Origin of the sequence: Streptomyces oryzae (assembly GCF_017676365.1) — a bacterium.
Classification (GTDB): domain Bacteria; phylum Actinomycetota; class Actinomycetes; order Streptomycetales; family Streptomycetaceae; genus Streptomyces; species Streptomyces oryzae.
Genome location: NZ_JADKMA010000217.1, coordinates 1 through 12393, shown reverse-complemented (window position 1 = coordinate 12393; position 12393 = coordinate 1). Strand labels below are relative to the sequence as shown.

Here is a 12393-nt window from a genome sequence, read left to right as displayed (position 1 = left end):
GTGGCTTCGGGGGGGCAGGCGAAGCGGACGGGGGTGTAGCGGTTGGTGCCGCAGCCCGCGCTGACGTGCAGATACGACTCGCGGCCGGCCGCGCGGTGGGTGGAGAGGCCCTTGACGCGGTCGGTGTCGATGTCGCAGTTGGTGACGAGAGCGCCGTAGAAGGGGACGCAGAGCTGGCCGCCGTGGGTGTGGCCGGCCAGGATCAGCGGGTAGCGGTCGGCGGTGAACGCGTCGAGTACGCGCAGATACGGAGCGTGTACGACGGCGAGGGAGAGGTCCGCGTCGGTTTCGGGGCCGCCCGCGACCTCGCCGTAGCGGTCGCGCTTGATGTGCGGGTCGTCCAGGCCGGTAAGGGCGATCTCCTGGCCGCCGTCCAGCTTGACGCGGCCCCTGGTGTTGGAGAGGCCGACCCAGCCGGCGGCGTCGAAGGCGTCCCGCAGCTCTTCCCACGGGTTGTGGACGGCGCCGACGGCGGGCGGGTTGCCGTTCAGGCCGTGCCGGCCGGTTGCCCTCTCCATCAGGTACTTGGCGGGGTTGCGCAGCCTGGGCCCGTAATAGTCGTTCGAGCCGAAGACGTAGGCGCCCGGGAACTCCAGCAACGGGCCCAGCGCGTCGAGGACTTCGGGCACGCCCTCGGGGTCGGAGAGGTTGTCCCCCGTATTGATCACCAAGTCGGGACGCAGCCCGGCCAGCTCCTGCAGCCACCGCTGCTTCTTCCGCTGGCCCCGGACCATGTGGATGTCGGAAACCTGCAGGACGCGCAGCGGATGCATGCCGGGGGGCAGTACGGGCACGGAGACCCGTCGCAGGCGGAACGAACGGACTTCGACACCCGCCGCATACCCGACGCAGGCCGCGCCGAGCGCCGTGATGCCGACGGCTGTCTTCAGGGGGATCCGGTATCGCGCGCGCATGGCCCCATGGTCGCAGACCTGACAGCCTCCTCGCAGGGCCTGTGGACAGAGCCGACCCCACTCCGTGATGGGTGGGGCGCCCGCCGTTCAACCCGGAGGCCCTCGGCCCCCTGTACCGGGCCGCCCGGCCCGATATCTTCGGCGGGCTGCGGCCCGATCCTGGCACACTGGCCCCATGACCACGCTCAAGTCCCGGCTGCAGGACGACCTGACCGCAGCGATCAAGGAGCGCGACGAGCTCCGTTCCGCCACCCTCCGGATGACCCTTGCCGCGATCACGAAGGAGGAGGTCGCGGGCACCAGCGCACGCGAGCTCTCCGACGACGAGGTGCAGAAGGTGATCGCCCGCGAGGCGAAGAAGCGGCGCGAGGCGGCCGAGGCGTTCGCGGGCGGCGGCCGTACCGAGCAGGCGGAGCGGGAGCGGGCCGAGGGTGACGTGCTCGCGGACTACCTGCCCAAGCAGCTCACGGACGAGGAGCTGGACGCGCTGGTCGCCGAGGCCGTCGAGGAGGCCAGTGCGGCCGGGGCCGAGGGGCCGAAGGCGATGGGCGCCGTCATGAAGATCGTGAACCCCAAGGTCGCGGGCCGCGCCGAGGGCGGCCGCGTCGCGGCAGCGGTCAAGAAGCGGCTGGCGGGGTAGTCGCCGACGACCGTACGAGACGTTACCGGTCCACGGGATGTGTAAGGGGCGCCCTCCCTGGGAGGGCGCCCCTTACCTCTGCCCTGTGCGCCGTCTCAGCGGCAGCCGAGGAACAACCCCGGGCCTACGGTCGGCCTACGGCCAGCCGCCGCCCCCATCCGCGTCCCAGCCGCCGCCACCGTTGCCGCCGCCGTTACCGTTGCCGTTTCCGCCGGGCCAGCCCCCGCCGCCGATGCCGCCGCCGTCACCACCGCCGATGGCGTCACCGCCGCCGATGACGTCCGGCGGTACGGACGGGTCGGGCCAGGGGTCGGTGGGCCGGTCGTTGCCGGCGTTGTCGTCCGGCTTGGGCGGGGACGGGGGCTTGGGCGTGCGGGGCTTCTTGCCGCCGTCCCGGATCGGTACGTGGTGGAAGTCCGGCGCGGCCTCGCCGGCCAGTGCGCCCGCCATCGCGTCCCGCCAGATCGGTCCCGGCACCTCGCCGCCGAAGACCTTGTCGTAAGGAACGCCGCCGATGGAGATGTTGACCATCCGCGTACGGTGCGCCGGGTCGCCGACCCAGACGGCGCCGGACATGTTCGGGGTGTAGCCCACGAACCAGGCCGCGTACCGCTGGTCGGTGGTACCCGTCTTGCCCGCGCTGTCGCGCCCCTTGAGGCCGGCCTTCTTGCCCGTACCGTCCTCGACCACGCCGCGCAGCAGCGAGTTGACCGTATCGGCGGTCTTGGTCTTCATCGCGCGCTTGCACGTGGTCTTGGGCACGCTCAGCTTCTTGCCCTGCGCGTCGGTGATCGACTCGATGGCGACGGGGGTGCAGTGCACGCCGCGGTTGGCGAAGGTGGCGTAGCCCTCGGCCATGGTCAGCGGCGACATCTCCTGGGTGCCGAGGGAGATCGACGGCACCTGGTCGATCTTCTTGCCGTCGGCCCGCTCGATGCCCATCTTCTTCGCCATGTCGGTCACCGGGCAGATGCCGGTCTCTCCTATCAGCGAGACGAAGTAGGTGTTGACCGACTTCGCGGTCGCCTCCTTCATCCGATAGGGGCCGACTTCGGTGCTGTTCTCGTTCTCGACCGGGGCCTTGCCGCGCCACTTGCCCTTGCAGGTGTTGACCGGTGAGGGGTACTGCATGCGGTACGGCGAGGGATAGGACTTGTAGGGGCTCATCCCCTTGTCCAGCGCCGCGGCGGCGATCACGGGCTTGAACGTCGAGCCCGGCTGGTATCCGGCGCCGCCGCCCATGGACTTGTCCACCGACAGGTTTATCTGCGTCTCGTTCTTCCCGAAGCCGTACGGGCGCGACTGCCCCATACCCAGGATCTTTCCGGTGCCCGGCTGCACTATCGTCGCGGCGGTGGCGACCTTGTCCGACTTGTTCACATGGGACTCGATCGACTTCTTCACCGACCGCTGCGCCTTCGGGTCGAGCGTGGTCCTGATGGTGAGACCACCCCGGTTCCACCGCTTGGCGCGCTCCTTGCGGGTCTTGCCGAACGCCTCGTCGTTCAGGAAAACCTCGCGTACGTAGTCGCAGAAGAAGCCCGCGCCGTTCGTCGCGGTGATGCAGCCGTTCTTGGGCTCGCTGACGTCCAGCCCGAGAGGCTTCTTCTTGGCGGCCTCGGCCTGCTCACGGGTGATGTCGTGGTGCGCCGCCATCTTGTTGAGCACGGTGTTGCGCCGCTTGGTCGCCTCGTCCACGTGGATGACCGGGTCGTACCGGGACGGGGACTGGACGATGCCCGCCAGCAGTGCGGCCTGCTCCAGATCCAGCTCTTTGGCCGACTTGGAGAAGTAGCGCTGCGAAGCGGCCTCGACGCCGTACGCCTGCTGGCCGAAGAAGGTGATGTTGAGGTAGTTCTCCAGGATCTTCTTCTTGCCCAGCTCCTCCTCGACCTGGATCGCGTACTTCAACTCCTTGATCTTGCGGCCGATCGTCTGCTGGGTGGCCTGGGCGACCTTGTCCGGGTCGTTGCCGGCCTCCTCCACGAAGACGTTCTTGACGTACTGCTGGGTCAGAGTCGACGCACCCTGGGAGACCTGACCCGACCGTGCGTTCCGGTTCAGCGCCCGTAGTACGCCCTTGAGGTCGACGGCGCCGTGCTTGTAGAAGCGCGCGTCCTCGATGGCGACGATCGCCTTGCGCATGTACGGGGAGATGTCCTTGAGGTCGACCACCGTGCGGTCACGGGAGTAGACCTTGGCGATCTCGCCGCCCTCGTTGTCCAGTATCGTCGTCCGCTGGCTGAGCGGGGGGCGCTTGAGATTGACCGGCAGCTCGTCGAAGCCCTCCACGGTGCCCTTCGTCGCCAGGCCGAGCGTCCCGACAGCGGGCAGCGCGAGCCCGGCCATCACCGTGCCCGCCAGCACACTGACGCCGACGAACTTGGCGATCTGCTGGGGCTTGCTGACTCCGCTGCCCGCGCGCTTCTTAGCCATGGGTAAGAGACTACGACGCGTCGGTGTCACCGCACCGGCGGGGAAGCGTGGCAAACGCCGGACAGCGTGGCGTCGGTCACTTAGGCTGAGGCCGCTGTCACTCTGACACCTCCTTTCACCTCCCCTTACCGCTGCTCACCTCTCCTCCGGTCCTCTCCTCGGGTCCTCTCGGCATCGCCTGGCTTCACACAGCTCCGCCGGCCCCGATCTCTCCCGGATTCTCCGCAGCGCTTCCGGCTCACTCCGTTGGGTGATGTGCTGGGCACGCATAGTCCGTTCGGGCCATTCAAGATTGGGCCCGAAGGGGGTGTTGCGTGCTGACTGCTCTTCCGTAACGTCCTCAACTGGCAACGGTGAATATGCCGTTCGCCGCCGTGGGGGAGCCTCGATTCGGGAGAGGACGGCACCGGCAATGAGCTGGGTAACAGACTGGAGCGCGCAGGCCGCCTGCCGCTCCACGGATCCGGACGAACTGTTCGTGCAGGGCGCCGCGCAGAACCGCGCGAAGGCCGTGTGCACAGGCTGCCCGGTCCGCACGGAATGTCTCGCCGACGCCCTGGACAACCGCGTGGAGTTCGGAGTCTGGGGAGGGATGACCGAGCGCGAGCGGAGAGCCTTGCTGCGCCGCCGCCCGACGGTCACCTCCTGGCGCCGTCTGCTGGAGACGGCGCGGTCGGAGTACGAGCGCAGCACCGGCGTTGTGCTGCCGGTCGATGTGGACGACCTGGATACGGACGAGCACGAGCGGTACGCCGCGGTGGGCTGACCACCCGGAGGAACGGTACTGCGGCGGGCAGGCAGGTGGTCCGGCGCAGCGTACGGGCCTGTGGCCAGACGGGCTCCGGGGACGCTGCCTCCGCGCTCCGGCGTGCCCGGCACTGACGCCAGGTCAGCTCAACGGGCTGGTCAGGCCGACAGCACGGCCGGGCCTGCGCGGGCCGGGCCTGCGCGGTCAGTCCGCGTCCGCGGCGCGCCGTTCGCGCTGGCGGGCGAGTCGTTCGCCGATGGTGCGCAGGCCGCCCAGGTCGTGTACGTCACCGGGCAGGGCGGTTACCTCGGCCAGAGGCACGTCCGGGTGCAGCGCCGTGAAGCGGTCACGTGTGCGCCGCTCGCGGGCCAGCAGCCGCATGCGGTCGGCGTGCAGCCGAAGCAGCCCGGCTGCCAGTTCGGTCACGGCGTCCGCGCTCTCACCGTCCTCACCGTCACCGTCCTCACCGCCACTGTCGTAGCCGTCAGCGCCGGCGGTGGTGCCGTGTGTGGACGCGCGGTCGGGCGCCGACCGCGCGTCGGGGATCGTTCGCTCTGTTGCCGTCTCGGTCGTCGTCTCGCCGGCCGCGTTCCCCCCAGGTGTGGTGACGGACCGGGCTGAGCCGGGGTTCTCGGAGGCGGGGGAGCCGTCCTCGGAATCCGCTGGACCGGCCGATGGAGCGTCGCGTTGCAGAACCTTCCCGCCGTCGCGATCCACAATGCCGCCGTCCTCAAGATTTTCGGCCGCCGCCAGCGCCCGCTCGGCGCTCAGTCCGGCCGCGTCACTGTCGTGCATCCGGTTGAGCACCAGCCCTGCCAACGGCATCCGGTCCGCTGCCAGCCGTTCCACGAAGTACGCGGCCTCGCGCAGCGCGTCCCCTTCCGGCGCCGCTACGACGAGGAAGGCGGTGCCCGGCGCCTGGAGCAGCCGGTAGGTGGCGTCGGCGCGGGTGCGGAAGCCGCCGAACATGGTGTCCATGGCCGCCACGAACGTCTGCACGTCCCGCAGCAGCCCCGCGCCCAGCAGCTTGTTGAGGGCACCGGTGAACAGCGAGAGCCCGGCCATACCGAGGTTGACGACCTTCATCCCGGCCCGGCCGCCGACCCGCGCCGGGGCCATCAGCAGCTTGATGAACTTCCCGTCCAGGAAGGATCCGAGGCGCTTGGGCGCGTCCAGGAAGTCCAGCGCGGAGCGGGAGGGCGGGGTGTCCACGACGATCAGGTCCCACTCGTCGCCCGCGCGCAGCTGGCCGAGCTTCTCCATCGCCATGTACTCCTGCGTACCGGCGAAACCGGTGGACAGCGACTGGTAGAAGGGGTTGTCCAGGATGGCCTTGGCGCGGTCGGGGTCGGCGTGCGCCTCGACGATCTCGTCGAACGTACGCTTCATGTCGAGCATCATGGCGTGCAGTTCGCCGCCCGCCGCCTTGTCGATCCCCGGAACCTCACGCGGGGTGTTGTCCAGTTCGGACAGGCCCATGGACTGGGCGAGGCGCCGCGCGGGGTCGATGGTCAGTACGACGGTGCGGCGGCCGCGCTCGGCGGCGCGTACGCCCAGCGCCGCGGCTGTGGTGGTCTTGCCGACGCCTCCCGAGCCGCAGCAGACGACGATCCGGGTCGCCGGATCGTCCAGCAGGGGGTCGATGTCCAGCGCGTCGGCGTCCGGCGGCGTGGCCATGGATGCCTCTCCTTCCCCTGATATCGCGGATGGTTCATCGGCCGTCGCGGATCGCTCGCCGATCGTCGCGGATCGTTTCCCGGACGTGGCGGACGGCTGCGGCGTCCGCGGACTCGGCGTCGGACTCGGCGTCGGGTTCGGCGGGCCTGGGCTCACGGGCGCTTGCCGCCCGTTCCACTCGTCCCGGCCGGCTGCGCTGCGGTCCCGGTGGTCTCCGCGGTCTGCCACTGGCGCCGCAGCGCGCCTGCGAGGCCGTACAGGCCCGCCAGTTCGACGCCCTCGCTGAGCAGGCCGAGTTCCCGTACCGGCAGGTCCTGCGCGGACAGCTCCGCGCGCAGCCCGCGCTCCAGCCGCACCCGTTCCGCGTGCTCTCGGCCCTGCTCCAGCAGCGGGGCGACAAGGCGTTCGGCGCGCCCTCCGCGGCGTGCGCCCCCGAGTCCGGCGCGGGCGAAGGCGCGGGCGATTTCGTCCGCGCGCCCCTCGGCGGTCAGCAGCTGGTCCTCTCCCGGCAGCTGCTGGCGCACCATGTTCACCACCACGGAGGTGGCCGGCAGGCCGGCGGCCCGCAGTTCCTCGATGCCGTCGACGGTCTCCTGGACCGGCATCTCCTCCAGCAGCGTCACCAGATGCACCGCCGTCTCCGGCGACTTGAGGAGGCGCATGACGGCCTGGGCCTGGTTGTGCACGGGGCCGACCTTGGCGAGCCCCGCCACCTCCTCGTTGACGCCCAGGAAGCGCGCGATGCGGCCGGTGGGCGGCGCGTCCATCACCACGGCGTCGTAGACGGGGCGCTGCCGCTTGTCCCGGCGGCGTACGGCCTCGCACGCCTTGCCGGTCAGCAGCACGTCGCGCAGCCCGGGCGCGATGGTCGTCGCGAAGTCGATGGCGCCCAGTCGTTTGAGGGCGCGGCCGGCGCTGCCGAGTTTGTAGAACATCTGGAGGTAGTCGAGCAGCGCCCGCTCGGCGTCGATGGCCAGCGCGTACACCTCGCCGTTGCCGTGCGAGACGGCGATCTTGCGCTCTTCGTACGGCAGCGGTTCCGTCTCGAAGAGCTGTGCGATGCCCTGGCGGCCCTCCACCTCGACGAGCAGCGTGCGCCGGCCGCCGTGTGCCAGCGCCAGCGCGAGTGCGGCGGCGACCGTCGTCTTGCCGGTCCCGCCCTTGCCGGTCACTACGTGAAGCCTGCTCACGGCTGGAGCCTAATTCGTTGCCCGGGGCTCCGGCGAGACCGGTTGCCGTGGGCCGTCCGGCAGGCGCTCGCGGCGGCTCGGCACCCGGCGGTGTTCGTTAGGGTCTCCCCATGACGAAGTGGGAATACGCAACCGTGCCGCTCCTCGTGCACGCGACCAAGCAGATCCTCGACACCTGGGGCGAGGACGGCTGGGAACTGGTCCAGGTCGTGCCAGGACCGAACAACCCCGAACAGCTGGTGGCATACCTGAAGCGGGAGAAGCAGGCATGAGCGCGGTCGAGGACAAGCTCGCGGAGCTCGGGCTGGAGCTGCCCGAGACGGCCACCCCCGCCGGAGCGTATGTACCGGCCGTGCAGACCGGCCGGTACATCTACACCGCGGGCCAGGTTCCGCTGGTGAAGGGCACCCTGCCGATGACCGGGAAGGTCGGCGCCGAGGTGACGCCCGAGGAGGCGAAGGACCTGGCGCGTACGGCGGCGCTGAACGCGCTGGCGGCGGTCAAGTCCGTGGCCGGGGACCTCGACCGGATCGCCCGCGTCGTCAAGGTCACCGGCTTCGTCGCCTCCGCACCGGACTTCACCGGCCAGCCCGGCGTGATCAACGGTGCGAGCGAGCTGCTGGGCGAGGTCCTGGGAGCTGCGGGCAAGCACGCCCGCAGCGCGGTGGGCGTCGCGGTGCTGCCGTCGGATGCGCCGGTTGAGGTCGAGATGCAGGTCGAGCTGGCTGACTGAGCCGGCCCGTCTTTCGGCTGAGCCGGCTCGCCTCTCGGCTGAGCCGGCCCGTCTTTCTGCCGCGGCAGCTGTTCTCGTTTCTGCCGCGGCAGCTGCTTTCTGTCACGGCAGCTGCTTTCTGCCGCGGCGAGTGGTCCCGCACCGCCGGTCGCGTTGCTGATGGCTGAACGCCGTTGCGGCGCAAGCGGGGTGCCCGGCGGGCTGGCAGAGGGCCCCTCGAACATCGGGGCGAGGGGCCGTAGCATCCGGCCATGCCGTCCTCGCCCTCGCCGTCCACCCCACCCACCGGCAACGGCCAGTGGTACCCGCCCGAGTGGCCGGAGCGTATCCGCGCGCTGGCAGCCGGGGAGCTCGACGTGGTGGCACCGCGGAGAGCCGCGACCGTGATGCTCCTGCGGGACACTCCGGACGGCCCCGCCGTCCATATGCTGCGGCGCCGCGCCTCGATGGCGTTCGCGGGCGGTGCGTACGCGTATCCGGGCGGCTCCGTCGACCGGCGGGACGCGCGGGCCGTGGCCGCTGCGGGCCCGGGGGCCGCCTGGTGGGCCGAGCGGCTGGGCACCGACGAGGCCACGGCTCGCTCGATCGTGTGTGCGGCGGTCCGGGAGACCTTCGAGGAGTCCGGGGTCCTGCTGGCCGGGCCTGACCCCGACACCGTCGTCGCCGACACCACGGGCGAGGGCTGGGAGGCGGACCGTGCCGCGCTGGTCGCCCGGGAGCTGTCCTTCGCCGACTTCCTCGACCGCAGAGGGCTCGTCCTGCGCGCCGACCTGCTGGGCGCCTGGGCCCGCTGGATCACGCCAGAGTTCGAGGCCCGGCGCTACGACACGTATTTCTTCGTCGCCGCGCTCCCCGAGGGCCAGCGCACCCGCAACGCCTCGACCGAAGCCGACCGCACCGTGTGGGTACGCGCGCAGGACGCCGCCGCGGGCTACGACCGGGGCGAGCTGCTGATGATGCCGCCCACCATCGCCACCCTGCGCCAGCTGACGCCGTACCGGACGGCGGCGGAGGCGCTCGCCGCCGCCGGGCAGCGCGATCTGGCGCCCGTACTCGCGCGTGCTCGCCTGGAAGGCGGCCGGATCGTGCTGAGCTGGCCAGGACACGACGAGTTCACCAAGAGGATCGATCCCGCATGACCGACGCCGCAGCACTCCCCGGCCAGCCGCGCGGCGGCACCCTCGAAGGCCAGGCCGGCCCCCGCGCCTACTGCGTGCTCGCCCCCAACCCGTCGCCGATGACGCTGGATGGCACCAACACCTGGATCGTCGCGGAACCCGGCTCCGACCTCGCTGTCGTCATCGACCCAGGGCCGCTGGACGACGCACACCTGCGCAACGTGATCGCCACCGCCGAGCGGCAGGGCAGGCGGGTCGCGCTCACCCTGCTCACTCACGGCCATCCGGACCACGCCGAGGGTGCAGCACGCTTCGCCGAGCTGACGGGCTCGCCGGTCCGGGCGCTCGACCCGGCGCTGCGGCTGGGGGACGAGGGGCTCGGCGCCGGGGATGTGATCACCACGGGCGGCCTGGAACTGCGGGTCGTCCCCACCCCAGGCCACACCGCCGACTCGCTCTCCTTCCACCTGCCCGCGGACGCGGCGGTGCTGACCGGCGACACCGTGCTCGGCCGCGGCACTACGGTCGTCGCCCACCCGGACGGCAGGCTCGGCGACTATCTCGACTCGCTGCGCGCCCTGCGGTCCCTGACCGTGGACGACGGCGTCAGCCAGGTACTGCCCGGCCACGGTCCGGTGCTCAACGACGCACAGGGCGCCATCGACTACTACCTCGCCCACCGCGCCAAACGGCTCGCCCAGGTGGAGACGGCCGTCGAGCAGGGCTACCGGACAGCCGCCGAGGTCGTCGCCCACGTCTACGCGGACGTGGACCGGTCCCTGTGGCCTGCGGCGGAGCTGTCGGTACGGGCCCAGCTCGACTATCTGGACGAGCACGGGCTGGTGTGAGCCCCTGTGGGAACGTGAACGTGGTTCCTCCAGGGGACGTGTAAGGGGCGCCCTCCCAGGGAGGGCGCCCCTTACACACGTCTACACGTCGTACGGCCGGGTACGGCCGGGTCAGCGCGAGCGCTTCGCCAGCCGCTCGATGTCCAGCAGGATGACGGCGCGGGCCTCCAGGCGCAGCCAGCCGCGTCCGGCGAAGTCGGCCAGCGCCTTGTTCACCGTCTCGCGGGAGGCGCCGACCAGCTGGGCCAGCTCCTCCTGGGTGAGGTCGTGGACGACGTGGATGCCCTCCTCGGACTGCACACCGAAGCGGCGGGACAGGTCGAGCAGCTGCTTGGCCACCCGTCCTGGCACGTCGGAGAAGACCAGGTCGGACATGGAGTCGTTGGTACGGCGCAGCCGCCGGGCGATGGCGCGCAGCAGCGCAGATGCCACCTCGGGGCGGGCGTTGAGCCAGGGCTGGAGGTCGCCGTGGCCCAGGCCCAGCAGCCTGACCTCGGTCAGTGCCGAGGCCGTGGCCGTACGCGGGCCCGGGTCGAACAGGGACAGCTCGCCGATCAGCTCGCCGGGCCCCAGCACCGCCAGCATGTTCTCCCGGCCGTCCGGCGAAGTGCGGTGCAGCTTCACCTTGCCTTCGGTCACCACATAGAGGCGGTCGCCCGGGTCACCCTCGTGGAAGAGGGCCTCGCCGCGAGCCAGCGTCGTCTCCGTCATGGAGGCGCGCAGCTCAGCGGCCTGCTCCTCATCGAGCGCCGCGAAGAGCGGGGCGCGCCGCAGAACGTCGTCCACGAGTTCTCTCCTTGTCGACCTGCCCATGGGGTCCGTGGAACCCATGATGCCGGACGGTGAAACCATGCGATCAGTCACAGCAATCAGTCACAAGTTTGACGCACGCATGCCGTGGCCCCCAAGGCGGGGCGCGCTAGAGCCCCGGATCCGCCGCGTGTGCCACGAATGTCGGTGGGCCCCCTTACGCTGGCCGAGTGTCCACTACCCCGGGAAGCGCACGGACAGAGAGGGGGCTGGGCGGGTGACGGCAACAGAGGATTCCGCTGTGAGCGAACAGGAGACCGCGGCCGAGGTGCCGACGCAGAAGGCTGCCGCCGAGCAGGCCGCGAAGACCGTCGGGGCCGCGAAGAAGACCCCGGCGAAGAAGGCCGCTCCGGCGAAGAAGACCCCGGCAAAGAAGGCCGCCCCGGCGAAGAAGGCCGCTGCCGCCAAGAAGTCCGCCACAGCCAAGCAGGCCCCGGCGAAAAAGACCGCCGCCGCCCAAAAGTCCCCCGCTGACAAGACCCCCGCCAAGAAGACCGCTGCCAAGAAGGCCCCCGCCAAGAAGGCCCCCGGGGGCAGGCCGGAGTCGCGGGCGTCCAAGGCGAAGCGTGCCGCGCAGCTCAACGAGGCGCTGGCGGAGGTCTACTACTACGCGCATCCCGAGCTCGACTTCGAGAATCCGTTCGAGCTCCTGGTGGCCACCGTCCTCTCCGCGCAGACGACCGACCTGCGCGTCAACCAGACGACTCCCGCGCTCTTCGCCGCGTACCCCACCCCCGAGGACATGGCGGCTGCCAACCCGGAAGAGCTGGAGGAGCTGATCCGGCCCACCGGGTTCTTCCGTTCCAAGGCCAAGTCCCTGCTCGGACTCTCGGCAGCGTTGCGGGACGACCACGGCGGCAAGGTCCCCGGCACGATAGAAGAGCTGGTCAAGCTGCCCGGCGTGGGCCGTAAGACGGCGTTCGTGGTGCTCGGCAACGCCTTCGGCGTCCCCGGGCTGACGGTCGACACCCACTTCGGCCGACTGGTGCGCCGCTGGAAGCTCACCGAGCAGACGGACGCCGTCAAGGTCGAGCAGGAGATCGACGACCTGCTGCCGGAGAGCGAGTGGACGATGTTCTCGCACCGCACGATCTTCCACGGCCGCCGCATCTGCCACTCCCGCAAGCCCGCCTGCGGCGCCTGCCCCATCGCGGAGCTCTGCCCCTCGTACGGCGAGGGCGAGACGGATCCGGAGAAGGCGAAGAAGCTGCTCAAGTACGAGATGGGCGGCCAGCCCGGGCAGCGTCTCAAGCCACCGGCCGACTACCCGGGCCGCCCC

At 70.9% G+C, this 12393-nt stretch carries 12 protein-coding genes; 7 read left to right on the top strand and 5 right to left on the bottom strand.

Annotation, left to right across the window (positions count from 1 at the left end):
- Window positions 1-914 (bottom strand): metallophosphoesterase (locus tag ITI46_RS29610; protein ID WP_209242998.1); only part of this gene is annotated, 914 nt, incomplete at its 3' end.
- A gap of 175 nt (window positions 915-1089) precedes the next feature.
- Between ITI46_RS29610 and ITI46_RS29605 the strand changes: the two genes are divergently transcribed.
- Window positions 1090-1554 carry a GatB/YqeY domain-containing protein gene (locus ITI46_RS29605; RefSeq protein WP_209242997.1) on the top strand — a complete coding sequence of 155 codons (465 nt, stop codon included), beginning with the start codon at window positions 1090-1092 and terminating at the stop codon, window positions 1552-1554.
- A gap of 135 nt (window positions 1555-1689) precedes the next feature.
- Here ITI46_RS29605 and ITI46_RS29600 read toward each other — a convergent pair whose 3' ends face one another.
- Window positions 1690-3990 (bottom strand): transglycosylase domain-containing protein, encoded by a 2301-nt coding sequence (locus ITI46_RS29600; protein ID WP_209242996.1) that lies wholly within the window; start codon window positions 3988-3990, stop codon window positions 1690-1692.
- A gap of 412 nt (window positions 3991-4402) precedes the next feature.
- Between ITI46_RS29600 and ITI46_RS29595 the strand changes: the two genes are divergently transcribed.
- Complete coding sequence (locus tag ITI46_RS29595; protein WP_209242995.1) at window positions 4403-4756, top strand: WhiB family transcriptional regulator; 354 nt, start codon at window positions 4403-4405, stop codon at window positions 4754-4756.
- 186 nt (window positions 4757-4942) lie between these two features.
- On the opposite strand, the gene bagB is transcribed toward ITI46_RS29595, so the two are convergent.
- Window positions 4943-6415 (bottom strand): ATPase BagB, encoded by a 1473-nt coding sequence (bagB, locus tag ITI46_RS29590; RefSeq protein WP_209242994.1) that lies wholly within the window; start codon window positions 6413-6415, stop codon window positions 4943-4945.
- Window positions 6416-6567: 152 nt separating this feature from the next.
- Window positions 6568-7605: an ATPase BagA gene (bagA, locus tag ITI46_RS29585; protein WP_307808375.1), complete on the bottom strand. Its 1038-nt coding sequence runs from the start codon at window positions 7603-7605 to the stop codon at window positions 6568-6570.
- Between the two features lie 110 nt (window positions 7606-7715).
- Between bagA and sp36 the strand changes: the two genes are divergently transcribed.
- The 4 genes from sp36 to ITI46_RS29565 all read left to right on the top strand — a co-directional run bounded on the left by sp36 (window position 7716) and on the right by ITI46_RS29565 (window position 10304).
- The gene (gene sp36 / locus ITI46_RS29580) at window positions 7716-7877 is read left to right on the top strand and encodes a Sp36 family protein (protein WP_003975360.1); all 162 of its coding nucleotides are present in this window, start codon (window positions 7716-7718) and stop codon (window positions 7875-7877) included.
- The gene (locus tag ITI46_RS29575; protein WP_209242993.1) at window positions 7874-8338 is read left to right on the top strand and encodes a RidA family protein; all 465 of its coding nucleotides are present in this window, start codon (window positions 7874-7876) and stop codon (window positions 8336-8338) included. The genes sp36 and ITI46_RS29575 overlap by 4 nt, the downstream gene beginning before the upstream one ends.
- 251 nt (window positions 8339-8589) lie before the next feature.
- On the top strand, window positions 8590-9477 hold the full coding sequence (locus ITI46_RS29570) for an NUDIX hydrolase (protein WP_209242992.1): 888 nt from the start codon (window positions 8590-8592) through the stop codon (window positions 9475-9477).
- A complete protein-coding gene (locus ITI46_RS29565) occupies window positions 9474-10304 on the top strand; it encodes an MBL fold metallo-hydrolase (RefSeq protein ID WP_209242991.1) in 831 nt (276 codons plus the stop codon). Before ITI46_RS29570 ends, ITI46_RS29565 begins: the two co-directional genes overlap by 4 nt.
- Window positions 10305-10415: 111 nt before the next feature.
- Here the strand turns inward: ITI46_RS29565 and ITI46_RS29560 are convergent, their stop codons facing one another.
- Window positions 10416-11090, bottom strand: coding sequence for a Crp/Fnr family transcriptional regulator (locus tag ITI46_RS29560; protein ID WP_019355551.1), 675 nt, complete (start codon window positions 11088-11090; stop codon window positions 10416-10418).
- Window positions 11091-11355: 265 nt separating this feature from the next.
- On the opposite strand from ITI46_RS29560, the gene nth reads away from it, so the two are divergent.
- Window positions 11356-12393 (top strand): endonuclease III (gene nth / locus ITI46_RS29555; protein ID WP_209242990.1); only part of this gene is annotated, 1038 nt, incomplete at its 3' end.